19 protein-coding genes are annotated in these 17,753 nt (G+C 41.3%); 5 read left to right on the top strand and 14 right to left on the bottom strand.

Going from position 1 to position 17,753, the window contains the following annotated elements; translation table 11 throughout:
• Window positions 1–61 precede the first annotated feature (61 nt).
• From ACFQZI_RS02315 to ACFQZI_RS02370, 12 genes are all read right to left on the bottom strand, one after another.
• Entirely contained in the window at window positions 62–433 is a 372-nt protein-coding gene (locus ACFQZI_RS02315; RefSeq protein ID WP_377137973.1) for a hypothetical protein, read from the bottom strand.
• Between the two features lie 85 nt (window positions 434–518).
• On the bottom strand, window positions 519–1,481 hold the full coding sequence (locus ACFQZI_RS02320; RefSeq protein WP_377137975.1) for a TlpA family protein disulfide reductase: 963 nt from the start codon (window positions 1,479–1,481) through the stop codon (window positions 519–521).
• 711 nt (window positions 1,482–2,192) lie between these two features.
• Window positions 2,193–2,411, bottom strand: coding sequence for a hypothetical protein (locus ACFQZI_RS02325; RefSeq protein ID WP_377137977.1), 219 nt, complete (start codon window positions 2,409–2,411; stop codon window positions 2,193–2,195).
• Between the two features lie 113 nt (window positions 2,412–2,524).
• Window positions 2,525–2,773 carry a hypothetical protein gene (locus tag ACFQZI_RS02330; protein ID WP_377137979.1) on the bottom strand — a complete coding sequence of 83 codons (249 nt, stop codon included), beginning with the start codon at window positions 2,771–2,773 and terminating at the stop codon, window positions 2,525–2,527.
• Between the two features lie 529 nt (window positions 2,774–3,302).
• A complete protein-coding gene (locus tag ACFQZI_RS02335; RefSeq protein WP_377137981.1) occupies window positions 3,303–3,665 on the bottom strand; it encodes a hypothetical protein in 363 nt (120 codons plus the stop codon).
• A gap of 146 nt (window positions 3,666–3,811) precedes the next feature.
• On the bottom strand, window positions 3,812–4,234 hold the full coding sequence (locus ACFQZI_RS02340; RefSeq protein ID WP_377137982.1) for a hypothetical protein: 423 nt from the start codon (window positions 4,232–4,234) through the stop codon (window positions 3,812–3,814).
• Window positions 4,235–4,259: 25 nt separating this feature from the next.
• Window positions 4,260–4,682, bottom strand: coding sequence for a hypothetical protein (locus tag ACFQZI_RS02345; protein WP_377137984.1), 423 nt, complete (start codon window positions 4,680–4,682; stop codon window positions 4,260–4,262).
• Between the two features lie 252 nt (window positions 4,683–4,934).
• Window positions 4,935–5,375, bottom strand: a complete 441-nt coding sequence (locus ACFQZI_RS02350) for a QcrA and Rieske domain-containing protein (protein ID WP_377137986.1) — start codon at window positions 5,373–5,375, stop codon at window positions 4,935–4,937.
• Between the two features lie 11 nt (window positions 5,376–5,386).
• Window positions 5,387–6,337: a DUF5777 family beta-barrel protein gene (locus ACFQZI_RS02355; protein ID WP_377137988.1), complete on the bottom strand. Its 951-nt coding sequence runs from the start codon at window positions 6,335–6,337 to the stop codon at window positions 5,387–5,389.
• Window positions 6,338–6,358: 21 nt separating this feature from the next.
• Entirely contained in the window at window positions 6,359–6,901 is a 543-nt protein-coding gene (locus tag ACFQZI_RS02360) for a YceI family protein (RefSeq protein WP_377137990.1), read from the bottom strand.
• Window positions 6,902–6,908: 7 nt separating this feature from the next.
• Window positions 6,909–8,255, bottom strand: coding sequence for an outer membrane beta-barrel protein (locus ACFQZI_RS02365; RefSeq protein ID WP_377137992.1), 1,347 nt, complete (start codon window positions 8,253–8,255; stop codon window positions 6,909–6,911).
• Complete coding sequence (locus ACFQZI_RS02370) at window positions 8,252–8,893, bottom strand: RNA polymerase sigma factor (protein ID WP_377137994.1); 642 nt, start codon at window positions 8,891–8,893, stop codon at window positions 8,252–8,254. The genes ACFQZI_RS02365 and ACFQZI_RS02370 overlap by 4 nt, the downstream gene beginning before the upstream one ends.
• A 186-nt stretch (window positions 8,894–9,079) precedes the next feature.
• On the opposite strand from ACFQZI_RS02370, the gene ACFQZI_RS02375 reads away from it, so the two are divergent.
• The gene (locus ACFQZI_RS02375) at window positions 9,080–9,811 is read left to right on the top strand and encodes a hypothetical protein (protein ID WP_377137996.1); all 732 of its coding nucleotides are present in this window, start codon (window positions 9,080–9,082) and stop codon (window positions 9,809–9,811) included.
• Here ACFQZI_RS02375 and ACFQZI_RS02380 read toward each other — a convergent pair.
• Window positions 9,808–10,716: a hypothetical protein gene (locus tag ACFQZI_RS02380; RefSeq protein WP_377137998.1), complete on the bottom strand. Its 909-nt coding sequence runs from the start codon at window positions 10,714–10,716 to the stop codon at window positions 9,808–9,810. The genes ACFQZI_RS02375 and ACFQZI_RS02380 overlap by 4 nt on opposite strands.
• A 71-nt stretch (window positions 10,717–10,787) precedes the next feature.
• The gene (locus ACFQZI_RS02385) at window positions 10,788–11,816 is read right to left on the bottom strand and encodes a fatty acid desaturase (protein ID WP_377138000.1); all 1,029 of its coding nucleotides are present in this window, start codon (window positions 11,814–11,816) and stop codon (window positions 10,788–10,790) included.
• A 174-nt stretch (window positions 11,817–11,990) separates the two neighbouring features.
• Here ACFQZI_RS02385 and ACFQZI_RS02390 point away from each other — a divergent pair, with 174 nt between their 5' ends.
• From ACFQZI_RS02390 to ACFQZI_RS02405, 4 genes are all read left to right on the top strand, one after another.
• Window positions 11,991–12,404, top strand: coding sequence for an EamA family transporter (locus tag ACFQZI_RS02390; protein ID WP_377138002.1), 414 nt, complete (start codon window positions 11,991–11,993; stop codon window positions 12,402–12,404).
• A gap of 87 nt (window positions 12,405–12,491) precedes the next feature.
• Complete coding sequence (locus ACFQZI_RS02395) at window positions 12,492–14,963, top strand: TonB-dependent receptor domain-containing protein (RefSeq protein WP_377138004.1); 2,472 nt, start codon at window positions 12,492–12,494, stop codon at window positions 14,961–14,963.
• 65 nt (window positions 14,964–15,028) lie between these two features.
• Entirely contained in the window at window positions 15,029–15,220 is a 192-nt protein-coding gene (locus ACFQZI_RS02400) for a hypothetical protein (protein ID WP_377138006.1), read from the top strand.
• 127 nt (window positions 15,221–15,347) lie between these two features.
• Window positions 15,348–17,753 (top strand): MG2 domain-containing protein, encoded by a 2,406-nt coding sequence (locus tag ACFQZI_RS02405; RefSeq protein ID WP_377138008.1) that lies wholly within the window; start codon window positions 15,348–15,350, stop codon window positions 17,751–17,753.

Genomic DNA, 17,753 nt, shown 5'->3' on the forward strand with positions numbered 1-17,753 from the left:
AAGCATAGCAGGTAAGGGCCATAGCCGGTACTATAAACTGTATTGAATAGAAGAGATGTTTTTATGCGAGCCGCGGCGGCTGGAAGATGCTTGCCACTTGTTGCGGCAGTTGGATACGGTAGTTGGGAACTTTGGTTACCGATAATAAAACCGGGTAAAACTTAACCTTAACAGGCTGATTGTAATTGGCCTCCTGAAACAGGTTTTTTTGTGCCTGTCTATCTTCGGTGTTCTGCTTTTCTTCGGCTTGTTTTACTTTTTTCATAAAGTAGCACTTGCCGTTGCAATGCAGCTGCGGTTTATTGCGGTTCTCACAAAGTTTCGTCGCGATGTAATTCCTGTTCAGCTCGAACCCCGCGTATACAAAAAAGCGCGTGAAGTTGGCCGAAACCAGGGATACAATTAATAAATATGCGGTTAAACGTTGTAACATGCAGCGCAAAGGTAAGCGTTGTTATTTATTTAACAAGCTTGTTATTTACAATACGTTAAAAAGCCCCGCCGGGTTGGCAACTGTGTTATTTTAAATAACCGTCAATAGCGGGGCCGTAAACGTTACGGGCAACTATATTACCGTCTCGGTCTACCAGTATGTTTGCCGGGATTTCTTTAAGCTCAAAGAAAATGGCAAGTGGCGAGTTAGTAGCTTTAAGATCGGAGTATTGCGGCCACTTAACATTATCGTCCTTAATGGCTTTTTTCCACGATGATATGCCATTGTCTAATGAAAAGCCAATAATTTTTAGCCCGCGCTTGGCATATTCGGCTTCTTTACCTCGTAACTCTATATTAATAAGCCTGCATGGCCCACACCAACTTGCCCATACTTCTATTAATGTAAAGCGCTGCTGTTTAAAAAAGTTTTTATCTAAATGTGTAACCTTACCAAGTGTGTCAACAACATTTATTAGTGGGAATGACAATTGTTTGCCCGCATAGGTTGGTTGTGCGGTGGGGCTATCAAGGTTTTTTAATAAGTTAAGTTTATCAAACAATTCTTTGCCGTAAATGCTGCTTTTTAGTTTGAACGTAAGCCCGTTATAAAGGGCTATATATTTTTTGTAAGAAAAATCGGGGGCAGATGGCAGTAAATAAGCCGTAGCCGGATTGTTTTTTTCGTTCTCCGCCAGCGTTTTGTATGCTTGTCTTATAGCCAAATCTACTTCTGCTGCCTTTCTTTTGTATTCTGTAGTGAGTGTTGGGTTTTGCGAAGAATCTGCCTTATTTAAGTAGTTAGCTTTTTGGCTGAAAAACGTTACTTGTTCCGCAACAAATTTCTTCCATTTGTTATGTATAGTAGAATTAGTAGCAATATCTGTTTCATATGAATAACGTCCCGGGCTAATTTCTTTCAAAAAAAGGTGTACATTATAAGCGGTACTATCCAAGAAAAACTTTAACCCCGAGCCTTTAAACTCAAGCATGCCAGCAACCGGTTCCGCAATTTCGCCCTTTATAAGGAAATTATTTTTCTTTATCACTGAACGAAAAGTTTTTTTAAGCTTGGAAATCGACAAGTAGACAGTATCACCGTCATTTAAAGCACCCTTAAAAGCAGGCGGATTTTTTACATCGCCTTTTATTTCAAAATGTACTTGTGCGTTTAGTGTAGATGATAGAATAAAAAAAAGGGGAAATATTCTAAAAAATTTCATAAAGCAAAAATTGACAACTATTGCATACTAATGGAAGTATGCAATAGTTGTATGAATTTATTAAGGCGTAGAAGAAGCATAAGTTGATGTATATGCCGAGCAAAGTGGTGCTCCGTCACAAGCACTTTTACATGCTGATGAGCAATCACTTGAACTTGCTGAAGCACTTAAATTTATTGTTGATTAAATCTCCTAACTACGCCAGGATATTTTGGCGACATGTATGTTAAGTGCATGTTCCTTACTTTCTCGAGAAGTATTTTGTTATTGTAGATAATAGTAATTTGTAACATCTTTTATTGGCTGGTTTTATGAATGATTTTTGGAAAATATAATAAGTGATTAATGCATACTTTTTCCAGCTTTATAAAGATAAATGCCCATAAGCAATAAAACATAATTAATTTCAAATCGGGTAGTTTTACGTGGTTTAAATAATAAAATTTGTAATTTTTCCTTTAAGTTAATTCAATTTAAAAGTGTGTGCCAAATAAAAGCCCCGCCGGGTTGGCAGGGCTTAATAGTTTAAACAAATTATTAATCGGCCAGGCCCGAGGTACATCCATAAACGCCTGTATAACCATGCGACCTGCAATAGGTCTGCGAATCGGCAAGCGAATCGCAGCATATGCCGTAGAATGCTATAATTTCGCTCAATGGGTCTGATGTAACACCACACGACACATAATTTACGCATGGATGTGGCCCTGGTTGAGTAGGATCGGGCGGGAGGCCTCCACCTAATACGTTTTTCATTTCTTTTCTACTGAGTTTTTCAAATTTCGACATAAGTTTAGTTTTAAAGTGAATGTATTTGCCATTATCAAGCATGACTATTGCTCTCCGCAAGTAAACAAGTGTTAGGCTTGTTACACCGCATTACTGTATGGGTTAACAATGCATCCGTAAATACCCTGGTACCCATGCGAGCGGCAATAGGTTTGGGCATCGCCAACTGTATTACAGCATACGCCCCAAAACGTATCGTAGCCTTCGGAATTGTGGCCACAAACTACTATAAACTGGCACGAAGGGTTGGGGTTAGTGGGATCTAGAGGAAGGCCACCACCCAAAACATTTTTCATTTCTGCTCTGCTGAGCTTTGCAAATTTTGACATCGATAAAAAAATTATTATTTAACAACCTGCCTTAACCACGCCACGGCACCGGCGACATACATAAATGCATGCTCTTCACTTTCTCGAGAAGTATTTTATTGCTGTATCAGCAGTTATTTGCTTTTAGTCTTAGGGGATGAAACAAGGGTAGAATATACTATAAGCAACATATATTGCTTATAGGGTTTATTATTGCCTCGTGTGATAAATGCATTTATTTATAAGCAATATTGCAAGTGTAAATTCTTATAAATATCAATTAACAAGAATGTTAACTCTTTTAATTTTTTGGGTGCTGTATGTAAAATTTGCAAGAGGGGCTAACTTTTATAAAAATCTTAAACAAATAATAATTTAATAATATATTTGTTAACACCACGCCCCGGCAAATGGCGGTATGTGCTTAGGTGCATATTCCTTTACTTTCGCGAGAAGTTTATTATGCGGGGCGTGGCTTTTTTTGCCAATAAATAAAAAAGCCCCGTTAAACGAGGCTTCTGGTTGGCCAACCGGCCAATAGATTTAATATTTATTTAACGCGTTTTAAAGTAAAGTGCAATTGATCGGCACTTACAGTAAGGTTCATCGAGACAGAATCCGGATACACTTTACCTTTGTGCGGTACATCCATGCCGTTAACATTCACATTAAAGCTAAAATCATCGCCTTTAATTTTCCCATCCTCAATATTTACATCTCCCTGTGGCGATTGTGCGGTACCTGTTAATTTTTCACCATCTACTTTAAATTCATAGCTTACCGGGAAGGTGTTGCCATCGCTCATGGTTAAGTTTCCTGTCCATTTACCATTAAGGTCGGCAAAAACTGCTGCTGCCATGCATATCATAAAGCAGCATGATAATAGGGCTGTTGTAAAGATCTTTCTTTTCATATTGGTTATAATTTATAGTCCTAAATATAACGTTTTTATATAAAATTAATGCTTCCCGTTCATTAATTCTAAATAATCAAAATCTTAAAATAAAATAGCGGGAGATGCACTGCACCATCCCGCCATCCAAAAAGCAATACCAATAATTATTCAAACTTATCGGCCACTACTTGTATCTTTTTGCCGGGCATTTCCTCGGCTTCGAATGTTAGGGTTACTTTGCCTTCCTTGCCTTCAATGGTTACGGTAACATGTTTGTCGGGGCCATCGCCGGTCATAAGGGCTTTAATAACGGTTTTACCTTCTTTAAAGGGCACTTTCCAATCGCATGTGCTTGAGCTGATCTTACCGGTCATCTCACCCTCGCCCGGTGCTATGGTCAAATCAGTTTTAGTGATGGTCACTTTTGTATCTTCATCCTTGCTTCTTAAGATAGCGCCTGTATTGTCTACATAGCTGGTGGTTGATGATGTAAGCGTTGCTGTTTTATCGCATTGCGCAAATGCCGATACGCTACCTGCTGCCGAAAGTAACAGGGTGAGAAGAGTTGTTTTTAAGTTTAATTTCATTTTTTGATATATTTATAAAGTTTAGTTATTCGAATTTATCTGCAATTAATACAATCTTTTTGCCGGGCATTTCTGCTGCCTCAAAAGTTAGGGTTACCTTACCCTCTTTGCCTTCGATGGTGATAACGCAGTGTAGCTCGTTGCCGCCATCAACCATAGTGGTATTAACAATGGTTTTCCCGGTTTTAAAAGGATCAGCCCAATTGCAGATGTAAGATTTTACTGCGCCAGCCAGTTCAATTCTTCCGTTGGTAATAATGCTGATCTCCTTTTTGTCGAGCTTTACTATGGTCTCTTCATTTTTTGTCTTCTCTATTGCGCCTTTGTCATTCAGGTATGTTGAAGCTAATGCCTCAAAAGTTACCGTTTTGTCGCATTGCGCTAAGGTTGTGGTTACACCCGCAAGCATTAGTAGGAGCGTAACAATGGCGTTCTTTAAATTCTTCATTAATTTTTGTAAAGATATATGTTTTATATAGTATCATGCAATACATAGTACTATTATTAATTTTATATAATTGATAATCAATGAAATAATTTTTATGAAAAGCTTTAGAAATAGCGGGGAGAGGAAAAAAGAGCCGGGAGTCGAAACGGTTACGAGAGATCAATCCCTAACATTTTGGGCGAGTACTTGCCTTATTACAGCAATGGGACAAACCCCTATGTGTACTTTAATGGCACATAGGGGTAGAAGAGCTTACGCGCTTACAGTTAGCGTATTATTAACTACGTTAACAGTGTATTTTTTAAGTGAGGTAACGGCCGGGCCTTGTACTACCGCGCCAGATGTGTTGAATTCGCTGCCGTGGTTGGGGCAAATAAATATGCCCTGAGCATTGTTATAATTAATATTAGTGCCCTGATGTGTGCATGCAACCTGTACCGCAGTGAAGGCGCTTGCTTCGGAGCCTGCAGCCAGGCGAACCACTATAACTCCGTTTGAAACTTTAGAGCTGCCCACACTTTGTAATTCGCTATTGAGATCCACCGAGAATATGTTGCCGCTGTTAGGCGGATTATTATCGCCGTTGCCCGGGGTTGGGTCGGTAACCTTGGAGCCGCAGCCAACTATACTACAGCCGGTACATACTGCCGCCACTCCAATCCCTAATTTTGCTAAAAACTCGTGCCTTTCCATAGTAAATGTATTTAGTAATTTGATTTATGTTTCTTGTTAAAATCGAAAATGCGGGATATGGTAAACCCTAAACGGAACTGGCCCTTGCTCCAACTGGATTGTGTGTTGGTTACGTAGTTAAATTCAGATATAGCCTCGGCATTAGTAAAGTTAATAGTGAACACGTGGCCGCCGGTCTCTATCTCGATACCTACGCCAAGGCCATCGTAAAATTTAGGGTCTATGCTGTTATCTCTAAAGTTGGAGAAAGGGTGCACATAATCTAACACCAACCCCAAGCGTTTACTGAATTTTAGCCTGCCTGCTGCCGAGAGGGCAAAAATGTTTTGCTCGTTACCGGTTATAAAAGGGTAAGGTAAGTTAGTACGCACAAATATGGGCGACACCTGTAAGGATAGCGCCGGTGAAAATTTACGCGCTATAATAGCTTGCGCCAGGTAATTGAAACGGTTACTGTAATCATCAAAAACGTTGGTGTTTACATGATAGGGTTTAAGCGCTGTTTTGCCTATCAGCGTTACAGCTACGGGTATGCTGTTATCTGTTTTTTGATGCAGGATGTTATATTTTAAACCAAGCTCTATCAATTGCTCGGCTTTGCTTCGGCCAAAATCAATGTTCAGGTTATCTGTTAGGCCATATTCAAAACCAATGTAGATGTCTGATGAGTTATCAAGCCCCCAAAGGGTTTTGCCGCCACCGGCCGCACCGCCAATGTCGCCAAAACGGTGTATCACCAAAAAGTTAAGTTCTTTCTTTTTAACGGTTTCGGTAGTTTGCGATAAAATGAGGCGTGTAGCCTTAAAAGTTGCTATAACCGGCTCGCCTTTAGTGGGCGTACTAAGGGTTTTCATCAGCGAATCGGTACTGCTTGCCGCGGCAGCTGTCAAATCTGTTTTGGTTTGTGCTTTTAAGAGGCCGCCCGTAAGCAGCAGCAAAATAAGGAAGAGGGATTTTTTCATGATAGTTGAAATTGAAGTTTACTATTTGTAAGGCATGTACGCCGCAGTTACCTTTATTTTGATGGTTTCGGCAATGTTTTGAAATACCAGTTTGGGGATGTCTATACTATGGTCTTTACAGGCAACCATAAACTCTGAGTTTAAGCTGATGGCACCATTGGCTACGGTAATGGTGCCCGGTATTGTGCGGGCCTTCTTTACACCATGTGTTTCAAACACTCCGCTGGCCGTTACCGGGTACGTTCCGTCTTTGCTAAGATCGGGTTTGCTGGTTAACTTGCCTTTGAATGTTGCCTGCGGATACTTATCACTCTCCATATAATTTTCATTGAAATGCTCCTGCATCAGGGCTTTATCAAACTTAAACGACCGGATAGGTATGCTAAAAGCTACATCGCCGGTGGCGGTGTTTAATACCGATGTCCCCTTATCGCTCCGGGCATCAATATCTTCTATCGGCGCCTTTGAATAGAGTGTTACCACCGCGTTTTTACAGACATAGGTATCCTGCCCCGCCTGGTTTGCTGCAAACCAAACGAGTAATATTACTCCGATATATTTCATGTTTTCTCTAAGGTTTTATTCCCGTATTAATATGCCACGTTACCCCCACGGCAACCCCTGCCGATTTTAGATTTACCTGCCCGTAACCAATACCTGTGAGCGGTACTTTAAAATATGGTTGCACACCCACACCAAATTTTGAACTTATCTCGCGCTGATAAGTAGCATTAAGGTTTAGTACACCCAATATATGTTTGTTTTGGTTACGTATATTATAGCTTGTAGGCCCGCCCGGATACGGCCCCGCATAATTATAAGTGTAATCTTCCCGCAGCATAAAGTACGATGACAGGCCTGTGCCCAGGCTAAGCTTGTTACGCCCGTTGTTGTAAAGCTGGTAGCCCAGGTTTATAGGTATATCTAATACTGTACAACTTGCGGTAACGCTTACCGGGTTGGTGGTAAACTTGTATGCAGTAGCATAGTTTGCAAAATCAGTCATGTACGGTTTATCGGCATATATTGCACCGGTAGTGATGCTCCACTTGCGCGATACGCCCATGGTTAACAATACCCCTGCATTTGTACCAACCTTATTATCTGCAAAACCCTTGGTACTGTTAATATCCGGCGACGCGATAAAACTAAGCGAGAATGTAGGCCTGAAAGCGTAAGCCGCCGGGCCCGACCTGCCCCCGCCAGCCCTTACCTGTTTTTTATCAGGTTTAATATCATCCACTACCGAAATTAGCGGCGGCCTCTTTTGCGCAACAGCGCTATCTTTCAAAGTATTATTTGCAGCAAGTACAACAGCTTTTCCGGTAATCAGCGTATCTAATGCCGCTTTGTTATTTACCAGCGCAGGGATGTTTTTGTACGTTGTTACGCTATCTGCCCCGGCTAAGGCATTATGATTTACAGCAGCATCCTGTTTGGTACCCGATATTAGATGGGGCGCTACCTGATTAAAGCCATTACCGGTAGTATTACGGCCGCCCGGTACAGCAGATAAGGTGAAGAACGATTTACTTTTACGGCTCAATTCATTTGCACTCATCGCACTACTATCATTTGCCGAAAGCGTATTACTTTTGAGATCTGCCAGTTGCTGTACAGGCGGGCCGTATTTACCGGAGTCTTTTTGCATAGGCTGTTCTTTTTTAACAGCCTGTTGAGTGTTTTTATCAGGCTTTGGTGCAGGGTTTAAGTACAACCAGCCAATAATCAATACAAACATGGCCGCGATAGTGCCGGCCAGTACCAGTAAATTAAACACAAGGCCCCTTCGCTGTTTGCCATCGAGCATGGCTTCCATAGCATCCCAGTCTTCCTCGCGATATTGCGCGTTGTCGCCCGGCTCGCTTAAGCCCTGGCTAAACAATTTGTCAATACTATCTTGGTTTTCTTCTTTCATCGCTTGGTTACGTTGTTTATAAACGATATGGACAGGTTGGGGGTATTTTTATGGTTAATTGGTACTATGTTATCGTTTGCTTGTTTATTAATTGTGCCCGGCGTTTTATTGCTGTTGGCTATCATTATTTTTAATTTTTCGCGCGCCTTATGCAGGTTTGATTTTGATGTGCCGACGCTAATATTCAACATTTCGCCTATTTCTTCGTGCGTATAACCTTCTATGGCAAATAAGTTAAATATAGTGCGGTATGCACGAGGTAACTGACTTATCATATCCAGTAATTCATTATAATTTAAATTTTTGTCGGCAAACTCCGTGTCGTTAAGATGCTCGGCTTTGTCGAGTTCTTCCGTGTAAGCCACCTTTAGATTTGCCCGGTAATAATCTATAGAGGTATTAACCATAATACGGCCAAGCCATGCTTTAAAGGGCTTGGCAAGGTCATACTTCGATAAGTTTTTAAACACCTTGTAAAATCCCTGGTTCATGATCTCCGAAGCTTCGTACCGGTTATTGGCATACCGTAAACAGATGCCTATTGCAAAGCCGTGAAAAGCCTTGTATAGCAGCTTTTGACAAAGCCTGTCATCTTTTAAACAGCCCCTTACCAGTTGATGTAGTTCTTCTTCGCCCATATTTCGGGTTCTGGTTTACCTTAAATTTTACCTTATCTGCCTATATCACGATAAAACGCGACGAAAGGTTGCCACGATTATGAAAAATTTATTGATTTATTGAATTATTGATGCATTGAATTTTTACTAAAGAAAAATAGAGAAAAATTCATGTAGATGATACTGCCAATTGGCTATATTTAAATAATGAAGAAAGTTATTTTTCTATTTATTCTTTTTGCGGCCTGCAAAAGCCCCGAAAAAAAAGTTGTAACGGTTGAAAAGGATACCCTTCAAAAAACAAAGGCAGCCGATACTAATTTTATAGTAAGAGAAGCAAAAAGGGATTTTTATCATGCGGTATATATAGAAAAGGACCGTAACGCTGCGCAATATAAATGGTTGCTGGGTTTTAAGTATGACCATTACGACAGCATAAATTATAAGGAAACGTACAAAATAATGAAGATTAAGCACCCTAAGCCACTCAGAAAATATGATCTGGCGGGTTTGCCTAAGCAATGGGTGCCATTAAATTTATATAAGGGTAAATATTACCTGTATGCCCCAAGTGATGGCGGCAACACCAGGATAAAAGCAATTACAGATAGTACTATCATATACTACGATATGGACGGGCCTACTGTGCAGGCATTGCTGAATTTTAAAAAACTTAAGGCCAATAAGTATTTCTTAAAATCGCCGCCGTTTTACCAGTTTGTGCGGTCATCTAACGTTACTATTTATGTTATCGATCCCCAAAATATGATAACCGTTTGGGAAGATGCATCGTTGCCGTTAGCTTATCGGTATACCATGTATGTGGCTAAAGAGCATGCCACCAATTTTGATATGGTGGTTAACTATTGCAAAACAGATAAAATGCCGGAGTATGATTTTGAAAAAATAGACTATAAAAAGCTGATTAAGGGACTTTAATTACCCGGTATTTTATAGTAGTAGATTGGGGCATAAACACCCTCGCTTGTAGTATAGTATCCTTTACCATCGGGTGTAAAGGCAATGGCTTCGCCTTGCTTTTCCTGTTTGTACACCAATTCTCTGGGTGCGGTTTTAAGTACCTGCCAAATAGGATGGCCGGTTTGGCGCTGCCAGTAATAAACTTTTTCGTAACTTTTTACCAGTATCTGTTTGCCATCAGCAGATACATCGGCAGCGGTTATCCACTTAAAAGGTTTTATGCCGCTAAAGAATAGCTTACCTCTAAAGGTTAGGGTAAGCGTATCATTGGCATTATATTTTAATGGGGATGTATAAACGCCTACACTGTCGCCGCGTTTAGTAATAATATAAAGTAGTTTTTCAATCGGATCAATAGTCATGGCCTCGGCATCTTTAGCACCATCCGGATATTTTAGATTAACAGGTACAGGTGTAATGTTAGCAAGGCTATCAATCCCCCATGCTTTTCGCTCTTCGGCACGGTAAACGGTAATAAACTTTCTGATACTTCCATTGTCACCTATGTCGCCGATATAAACGTAGCTTTTGCCTTTAACGGGGCCGGGCCCAACGGCAATGTCCTCGCAATCGCGCACACCAAATCTTTCCTTTTTATCGCCCGTAAAAAAAATGGTTGTTTTAAGTTTACCATCGGGTGTCATGGCAAAAAAGCGGCTGGTGTCGCCACTGTCGTTATGGGCGTAATAAATGTCGGGGTTTAAAGCTGATGCTACCAGGCCCGATGTTTCATCCATATCTTTAGCGTATAAATGGCTTTCGGGCAGGTGCTTGTTGTCCACCAAACGGTGTTTGGCAAATGCCGCAATAAACAATAGGCACAATACAGGTACAAATATTTTTAAGGCTTTACTTTTAAACATAATTAAGCTACTTAAACAAAAAACGGCCCATATTATTATGGGCCGTTTTATTTATGCTTTTAAATTGACACTTATGAGTTTTGCGGCGCCATAGCATTCTCTTTGCCAAAACTCATTTCGGCATCCGGTTTAGATACGTCGGTAATGGCTACTTTGCCACGCTCGCGGCGTAATATCCTGTTGAATAAAGAGATCTCCCTGTCGAATAAAAACCGGAAGAATAATTTGGTCCACGAGGTATGATAGTATAAAGTATCGTAGTACTCAGGCGCGGTTTTCCGTATCTCGGGTAATTTATTCCAAGGTATAGAAGGGAAATCGTGATGCTCGTTGTGGAAACCTACGTTAAAAGCTACCGCGTTAAAATTACCGTAGTAGCTATATGTTTCCTGCTCAACACTGTGGGTTAAATAGTGTTCCTGGATCCAGCGTGCACCAAGCGGGTGCAGGCCTACCGAGAATGAGAAGCTTAGCAATAAAAACGCTAAAGAATGCCAGCCCATAAACTGATAAATTACAACCGTAAAAGCTATTTGCAATACCCAGTTGGTTAGTATCCAGCCATCAAACGGGTGTATCTCGCGAAGACGAGATAAACGGAACAATTGAAAAATTGGGAAGAACAATAACCATATTGCTTTACCAAAGAATGAGTTACTGATAAGTTTAGCTTCCCAACGGTTGGGCAGATCGGCATCCAACTCATGCACACCCTGGAAGGAATGGTGTTTAATGTGATATTTTTCAAAAGATATAGCACTTGGCAATATTTGCGGTAGGTTAGCAAACATTGATGCCCAACGGTTTGCGTTACGGTTCTTAAATAATAACTGGTGGGTACATTCGTGTATCATAACAAAAAGCGCGTGGTCTGCAAAGGCGCCTAACAAATAAGCCGCGCCAAAAACCAACCACCACGATTGGTCGCGGAGGAACCATGCCAGTATAACCTGAAAGGCTACCAGTCCAATTATCGCCCAAATTGTTTTTGGGTTCTTTCCTATCAAATTCCTTAGCTGCGGAAACTGCTTTAGTATCTTTTTTGTACGTATGCGATGCGGTTCCGATTCTTGGGAATAAACAAAATCAGTCTTCTTCATATTTGGTTAAAACGATGAAGATAAGAATTACGTGCCATAAAAATCATTTTCTTGTAAAAATTGTCAAATTTATCCATCATGCATTCGTTAAAATTAATCACAAGGAAAGGTATTTCTTTTTAAAGTTGATTTGTTAAATTCTAATGGTCAGATATTTAATTAGTTATTAATATTATGTGGTGGATATATGCTTTGCTTTCGGCGCTGTTTGCAGCCTTAACCGCAGTTTTCGCGAAAATCGGGATAAAGGGGGTTGATACCGACCTGGCCACCGCGATACGTACAGTAGTAATATTGTTAATTGCATGGGCTATTGTATTGTTTAAGGGAACACAGCACGGTATAAATGGATTAACAAAGTTAAACTGGACGTTCCTGGTTCTTTCCGGTTGTGCTACCGGTTTATCGTGGATCTTTTATTTTAAGGCGCTACAGGTGGGCAAAGTATCGCAGGTAGCACCGGTTGATAAGCTGAGCGTAGCCATCGCTATCATTTTATCGGTTTTGTTTTTGGGCGAGCCGCTTACGCTTAAAACAGGGCTGGGGGCCTTGCTCATCATATCCGGTACGTTGGTCCTAATATTTTAGCAATGTAACATTTACGAAACTTAACTAAAAAATAAGTTTAAATCCAAAGTTTCTTGTCAGTTTTGCATCTCGAAATAAAGAGGTTATATGCGGACGTTTTTTCTACTTGTCTTTCTGTTTGTTACAACATTAAATATTAATGCCCAAAATGCGGGTGGTAAAGCTAAAATTACAGGCAGGGTTACTGATGCTGTTAGCAAACAACCGGTTGACTATGCAACCGTTTCGATATTTAAACAAGGCAGCGCGAGCCCCTTTAATGGTTTAAGTACCGACCCTAAAGGTGATTTTAGCCTAAATAACATCCCGGCAGGTGATTACCGTTTAACCATAGATTTTTTAGGGTATAAAAAGCACGTTGTTGAGCACGTTATTGTTGGTAATGGCGGTACAGTTGCATTAGGCATTGTAGCATTGGAGCCTATTCAAAATCAGTTAAAGGGGGTTGAAATTGTGGCCAAAGCCCCGGTTATTGAAAACCGGATAGATAAAATGGTTTATAATGCGCAAAATGACCTTACCGCGCAAAGCGGGGCTGCAATTGATGTGCTAAAGAAAGTGCCGCAGGTTACCGTAGATATTGATGGCAATGTGGAGCTGCAGGGAAATGCTAACATCCGTTTCCTTATAAATGGTAAACCCAGCAGTATTTTTGGTGCAAGCCTTGCCGATGCCTTGCAGGCCATACCAGGCAGCCAGATAAAAAGCATAGAGGTAATAACCAGCCCCGGTGCAAAATACGATGCCGCCGGCACGGGTGGTATCATCAATATTATTTTAAAGGATAGTAAAGTACAGGGGATAAACGGCAGCGTTAACCTAACGGCCGGTACCCGCCAGGAAAATGGCTCTTTTAACCTTAATGCCCGTAAAGGTAATTTTGGCGTTAATGCCTTTTTTAGCGGGAACGCACAGCTTAATACTACAGTGCTAACCACTAACAATCGTTCATCTGCCGATGGGCAGGGGAACATAACCCGCCTGTTTCAAAAAGGCAGTTCTGACTCTAAAAGGAGCGGTTACCAAAGCGGCTTAAGTTTAAACTGGGATATTACACCTAAGGATGTATTAACCGCTGCTGTAGGGTTTGATCATTTTGGCAATCATAACAACGGCTTAACAAACCAGCAGGAAAGTATTACAGATGCAAGCAGTAATTTAATAACAAACCTGCTAAGCCTGCGTAATTCGGATAGCCGGTTTAACGCCTACGCTACCGATTATAGCCTTGCATATAAAAAGAATTTTAAGAAAGAAGGCCAGTCGCTTGAGGTGTTATTCACAAGCAGTTACAGTAAGAACACCGCGAAGTATTCACAGACGCAGGATTACCTGAATAATGACAGGGAAACTACAGGTATACGTGGTAATAACCCGGGTAACGACAGGGAGACCAACATCTCTATTGATTATACACACCCTATAACCAAATCCTTTACCATTGAAGGAGGTGCAAAGGCCGTTATTGAAAACCTTACCAACACTACTGTTACCGATACTTTACTGAGTGGTAACTATGTAAACAACGCCGAGCAAACTTATGGCTTTAATTATAAACGCAATATTTACGCGGGATATCTTTCGGTATCAACATCACTGTTCAATAACTTTTTGGATGTTAAGGCAGGGCTACGGAGCGAGTATACTACTACTAAATCCAACCTGGCGGGTGTTTTAATACCCGGTTATAATACCTTTGCGCCATCGGCAGTTATATCCCATAAATTATCGCCAACACAAAGTATTAAGCTAAGTTACTCCTACCGTATAGAGCGGCCAGATTATGGGGAGATAAACCCATTCTTTAACATCAGCGACCCTAAAAACATCAGTACAGGTAACCCCAATTTAAAGCCCGAAAAAAGCAACACTTTTGAGTTGGGCTACAACAAATCGTTTGATGGGGGCGCCAATATATATGTGGGTAGTTTTTACCGCCATAATACCGACGACATACAACAATACACTACCCGTTACGATCTGCTAACCATAAACGGTAAAGATTATACCAACGTATTGTTAAACCAGCGTGCCAACCTGGGTACACAGGCAACTTTGGGTGGTAATATATTTGCATCGGTGCCGGTTACTAAAAAGCTTAACCTGCGTACCAACATATTCCTGGCGCAGCGCAGCAACAAAGCGCCGGGTTTAGATTCTATCAAGGCATTCCAATACAGGTTTAACTTAAATGCCAGCTACCAGTTTCCGGGTAATTTTATGGCCGAGGCATTTGGTAACTACAACTCATCATCGCGCACGCTGCAGGGTACACGGCCACACTTCTTTTTTTACACCATGGCTGTGCGCAAACAGTTTTGGGATAAAAAGGCAAGTATAGGGTTGGTTGCTAACAACGCGTTTAGCCAATACATCAACCAGGAATCAACCACTAAAGGCCCGGGCTTTAACCAGGCAAGCATCAGGCAGCTGCCTTTCCGTTCGTTTGGTATAACGTTAAGCTATAAATTTGGTAAGCTGGAGTTTTCCAAAGACAAAGAAAAGGATGGTCATGACGAAGGCGGAAACAATATGCCATCAGAACCATCGGGCAGGTAATTTAAAAAACAATTAAGCGTTTAAAAGTATTACTATAATGATATATCTCTAAAAGCATTATCGTTATGAATACTGCTGATAAACACTTTAAATGCATAAACAGTAGGACTGGTTATGTAATTTTCTATTCATCGCTGAGCACCAAACTAAGCCCTGAAGAAATCAAAGCCGAACTCGAAAAAATTAAAGCGCAGGTTGCAATAAAGAACCGTATTTACGAGGGTACTTTATATTGGGAAGAGGTAAAGGACGAGTAAATCACCGTTTTGCATAAATCTTTACCATTGGGCTTGTTTGTATTCTTTTGAATATCAGTATATTTATATGCCAATTGTAGCGGATCAACCGTCCGTAATTTTATACCGCATATAAATATCCCGCACCATGAAAAAAATTTTCTGCATGTTGTTTATTGCCTGTTGCGTAAACGCGGCAGTGCAGGCACAGGTTGCACCTCAAAACGATCTTAAAGGTATTGTTGCCAAACTGCAATCGCTATCTGTTGATAGGGTTATTGAGAAAGCCTATCTCCATTTCGATAAGCCCTACTACAACCCGGGCGATACGGTTTATTTTAAAGCGTATGTTACCGCAGGCGAACAGCATCAGTTATCTAAAATTAGTGGTGTGCTGCATGTGGACCTCCTGAGCAAAAGCGACTCGGTGATGCAATCCATTATCCTGCAATTAAAAAACGGGCTTGCCTGGGGTGATATTGCTTTACCCAACTACCTTTCAAAAGGGAATTACAGGATAAGGGCTTATACCCAATGGATGCAAAACGCGGGGAACGCCTATGTTTTTAATAAAACCATACCTGTTAATGGTAAAAGCATTGCGCAGGCATACCCCGCTAAAGTAACAGATAATAAAACCGATGTGGAGTTTTTTCCTGAAGGGGGCACCTTTGTAACTGCTGTGCCTTGCCGTATGGCCTTTAAAGCCGTTGGTAGCAATGGCTTGGCGGCATATGTAAAAGGCACCGTGGTTGATAGCGATAATAAGGAGATCGCTAAATTTGCTTCCGCGCGTTTAGGCATGGGCCAATTTTATATTACTGCCGAAGCCGGTAAAACATACAAGGCAAAAGTAACCTATCCGGATGGCTCGGTAAATACAGTTGCGCTGCCGGTACCCCAGGAAAAGGGTATGATACTTACCGTTAATAACAGCGATGTAAGTAAACTATCTATAGATATAAATGCCAACAAGCCTTACTATTTAGAAAATAAGGATAAAGAGCTAAATGTGGTGATCTATTCGGCAGGGGTTGTAAAAACTGTTAAAACGGTATTGGATAACCAGGTGATAGGGTTTGACCTGCCAAAAAAAGATTTAAGGAGCGGCATCACTCAAATAACAGTTTTCGCTCAAAACGGTATGCCGGTTTGCGAAAGGTTGGTATTTATTCAAAATGAAGACGGTGTAAACCTTACTGTAAGTAGCGATAAAACAACCTATGCCGTTCACGATAAAGCAACCATTACCCTGAACGCCAACATTGCCGGACAAGCCTCTGCAGGTAACTTTTCGGTAGCGGTGGTTGATGAAAGTAAGGTACAGGGCAACGAGGGCATGGAAAATTCCATCATTGCCGATCTGTTGCTGACCTCCGAATTAAGGGGATATGTAGAACAACCCGGCTATTACTTTAATAATGTAAATGCCGATACACGCAGCAACCTGGATATATTGATGCTTACACAGGGTTATCGCCGGGTGCAGTGGAAAGAACTACTGAACGGGCCACAAACCCCATTGGCCTACAAGCCCGAGATTGGGCTGCCGATAAAAGGGTCGCTCTTAAATAAAGCGGGCGTACCTATCGCTAACGAAAAAGTTACCCTGATGCTACAAGCCACCGGCCAAAGCATGACCGCGATAACAGACGCCGCGGGCAGGTTTAATTTCCCCGACCTTGAGTATGCCGATAAGTCGCAATTTATTCTTAACGTAGATAATAGATCGCTTCGTAATAAGGTTAAAGTTTTAATAGATAATAAAAGTATAGCCGTTGGTGTGCCTGCTGACAACCAGCCCATGGTAAAGGTTAATGACAACTTACCTGTTTACACAATAACGGGCGCTGAACAATATGCCCAACCCAGTGGGGCACGAGAACTTAAACCTGTATTTGTAAAAGATAAGCCTGGCAGCTACCATACCCTAAGCCTTGCGGGTGCAGGTAATGCCGACCAGGTGTTCTTCGCGAAAGATCTTAAAAACTACTCTACATTGTCGCAGGGGCTAAGTGGTATTGCACGTAATATCTATTTTATGGATGGAAAAGCCTTTCAACGCACATCTACTTCGGTAAAGGGAGGGGCTAATATCGCGGAGCCCATGATGATCATAATTGACGGAGCTATCACCACAAGTTCGATAGATAATATTCAGCCTGCGGATGTCTCATCGGTTGAGATACTTAAAGGAGCAAATGCTTTTGTTTATGGAATGGGGGCCGGTGCCGGCGTTATGGTGATAACAACCAGGCAAGGTGGCGAAGGTGCCGATGTAAGTAAGGAAATGTCGCCGGGTATCTTTACCTTATCACCCAAAGGGTTTTATATAGCGCGTGAGTTTTATTCGCCTGTTTACGATGTAACTAAAAAAGCATCCTCCGATAATCGCAGCATAATTTACTGGAAGCCTAACTTAATAACAGATGCTGCCGGTAATGCGTCTTTTAGTTATTTTAATGCCGGGCCGGGTCAATACCGTGTTACGATAGAGGGGATTGATAACGCGGGTAATATTGGCCATGCTGTATACAAATATACTGTACAGTAA

Source organism: Mucilaginibacter lutimaris (assembly GCF_042676625.1).
In the GTDB taxonomy this organism is placed as follows: Bacteria; Bacteroidota; Bacteroidia; order Sphingobacteriales; family Sphingobacteriaceae; genus Mucilaginibacter; species Mucilaginibacter lutimaris.

What these genes read in the sequence shown, in the direction of transcription:
- ACFQZI_RS02315 (WP_377137973.1), bottom strand. Translation starts at nt 433, where the DNA reads ATGTTACAACGTTTAACCGCATATTTATTAATTGTATCCCTGGTTTCG.
- ACFQZI_RS02325 (WP_377137977.1), bottom strand. Translation starts at nt 2,411, where the DNA reads ATGAAAAACGTATTAGGTGGAGGCCTCCCGCCCGATCCTACTCAACCA.
- ACFQZI_RS02330 (WP_377137979.1), bottom strand. Translation starts at nt 2,773, where the DNA reads ATGTCAAAATTTGCAAAGCTCAGCAGAGCAGAAATGAAAAATGTTTTG.
- ACFQZI_RS02335 (WP_377137981.1), bottom strand. Translation starts at nt 3,665, where the DNA reads ATGAAAAGAAAGATCTTTACAACAGCCCTATTATCATGCTGCTTTATG.
- ACFQZI_RS02340 (WP_377137982.1), bottom strand. Translation starts at nt 4,234, where the DNA reads ATGAAATTAAACTTAAAAACAACTCTTCTCACCCTGTTACTTTCGGCA.
- ACFQZI_RS02345 (WP_377137984.1), bottom strand. Translation starts at nt 4,682, where the DNA reads ATGAAGAATTTAAAGAACGCCATTGTTACGCTCCTACTAATGCTTGCG.
- ACFQZI_RS02350 (WP_377137986.1), bottom strand. Translation starts at nt 5,375, where the DNA reads ATGGAAAGGCACGAGTTTTTAGCAAAATTAGGGATTGGAGTGGCGGCA.
- ACFQZI_RS02355 (WP_377137988.1), bottom strand. Translation starts at nt 6,337, where the DNA reads ATGAAAAAATCCCTCTTCCTTATTTTGCTGCTGCTTACGGGCGGCCTC.
- ACFQZI_RS02360 (WP_377137990.1), bottom strand. Translation starts at nt 6,901, where the DNA reads ATGAAATATATCGGAGTAATATTACTCGTTTGGTTTGCAGCAAACCAG.
- ACFQZI_RS02365 (WP_377137992.1), bottom strand. Translation starts at nt 8,255, where the DNA reads ATGAAAGAAGAAAACCAAGATAGTATTGACAAATTGTTTAGCCAGGGC.
- ACFQZI_RS02370 (WP_377137994.1), bottom strand. Translation starts at nt 8,893, where the DNA reads ATGGGCGAAGAAGAACTACATCAACTGGTAAGGGGCTGTTTAAAAGAT.
- ACFQZI_RS02375 (WP_377137996.1), top strand. Translation starts at nt 9,080, where the DNA reads ATGAAGAAAGTTATTTTTCTATTTATTCTTTTTGCGGCCTGCAAAAGC.
- ACFQZI_RS02380 (WP_377137998.1), bottom strand. Translation starts at nt 10,716, where the DNA reads ATGTTTAAAAGTAAAGCCTTAAAAATATTTGTACCTGTATTGTGCCTA.
- ACFQZI_RS02385 (WP_377138000.1), bottom strand. Translation starts at nt 11,816, where the DNA reads ATGAAGAAGACTGATTTTGTTTATTCCCAAGAATCGGAACCGCATCGC.
- ACFQZI_RS02390 (WP_377138002.1), top strand. Translation starts at nt 11,991, where the DNA reads ATGTGGTGGATATATGCTTTGCTTTCGGCGCTGTTTGCAGCCTTAACC.
- ACFQZI_RS02395 (WP_377138004.1), top strand. Translation starts at nt 12,492, where the DNA reads ATGCGGACGTTTTTTCTACTTGTCTTTCTGTTTGTTACAACATTAAAT.
- ACFQZI_RS02400 (WP_377138006.1), top strand. Translation starts at nt 15,029, where the DNA reads ATGAATACTGCTGATAAACACTTTAAATGCATAAACAGTAGGACTGGT.
- ACFQZI_RS02405 (WP_377138008.1), top strand. Translation starts at nt 15,348, where the DNA reads ATGAAAAAAATTTTCTGCATGTTGTTTATTGCCTGTTGCGTAAACGCG.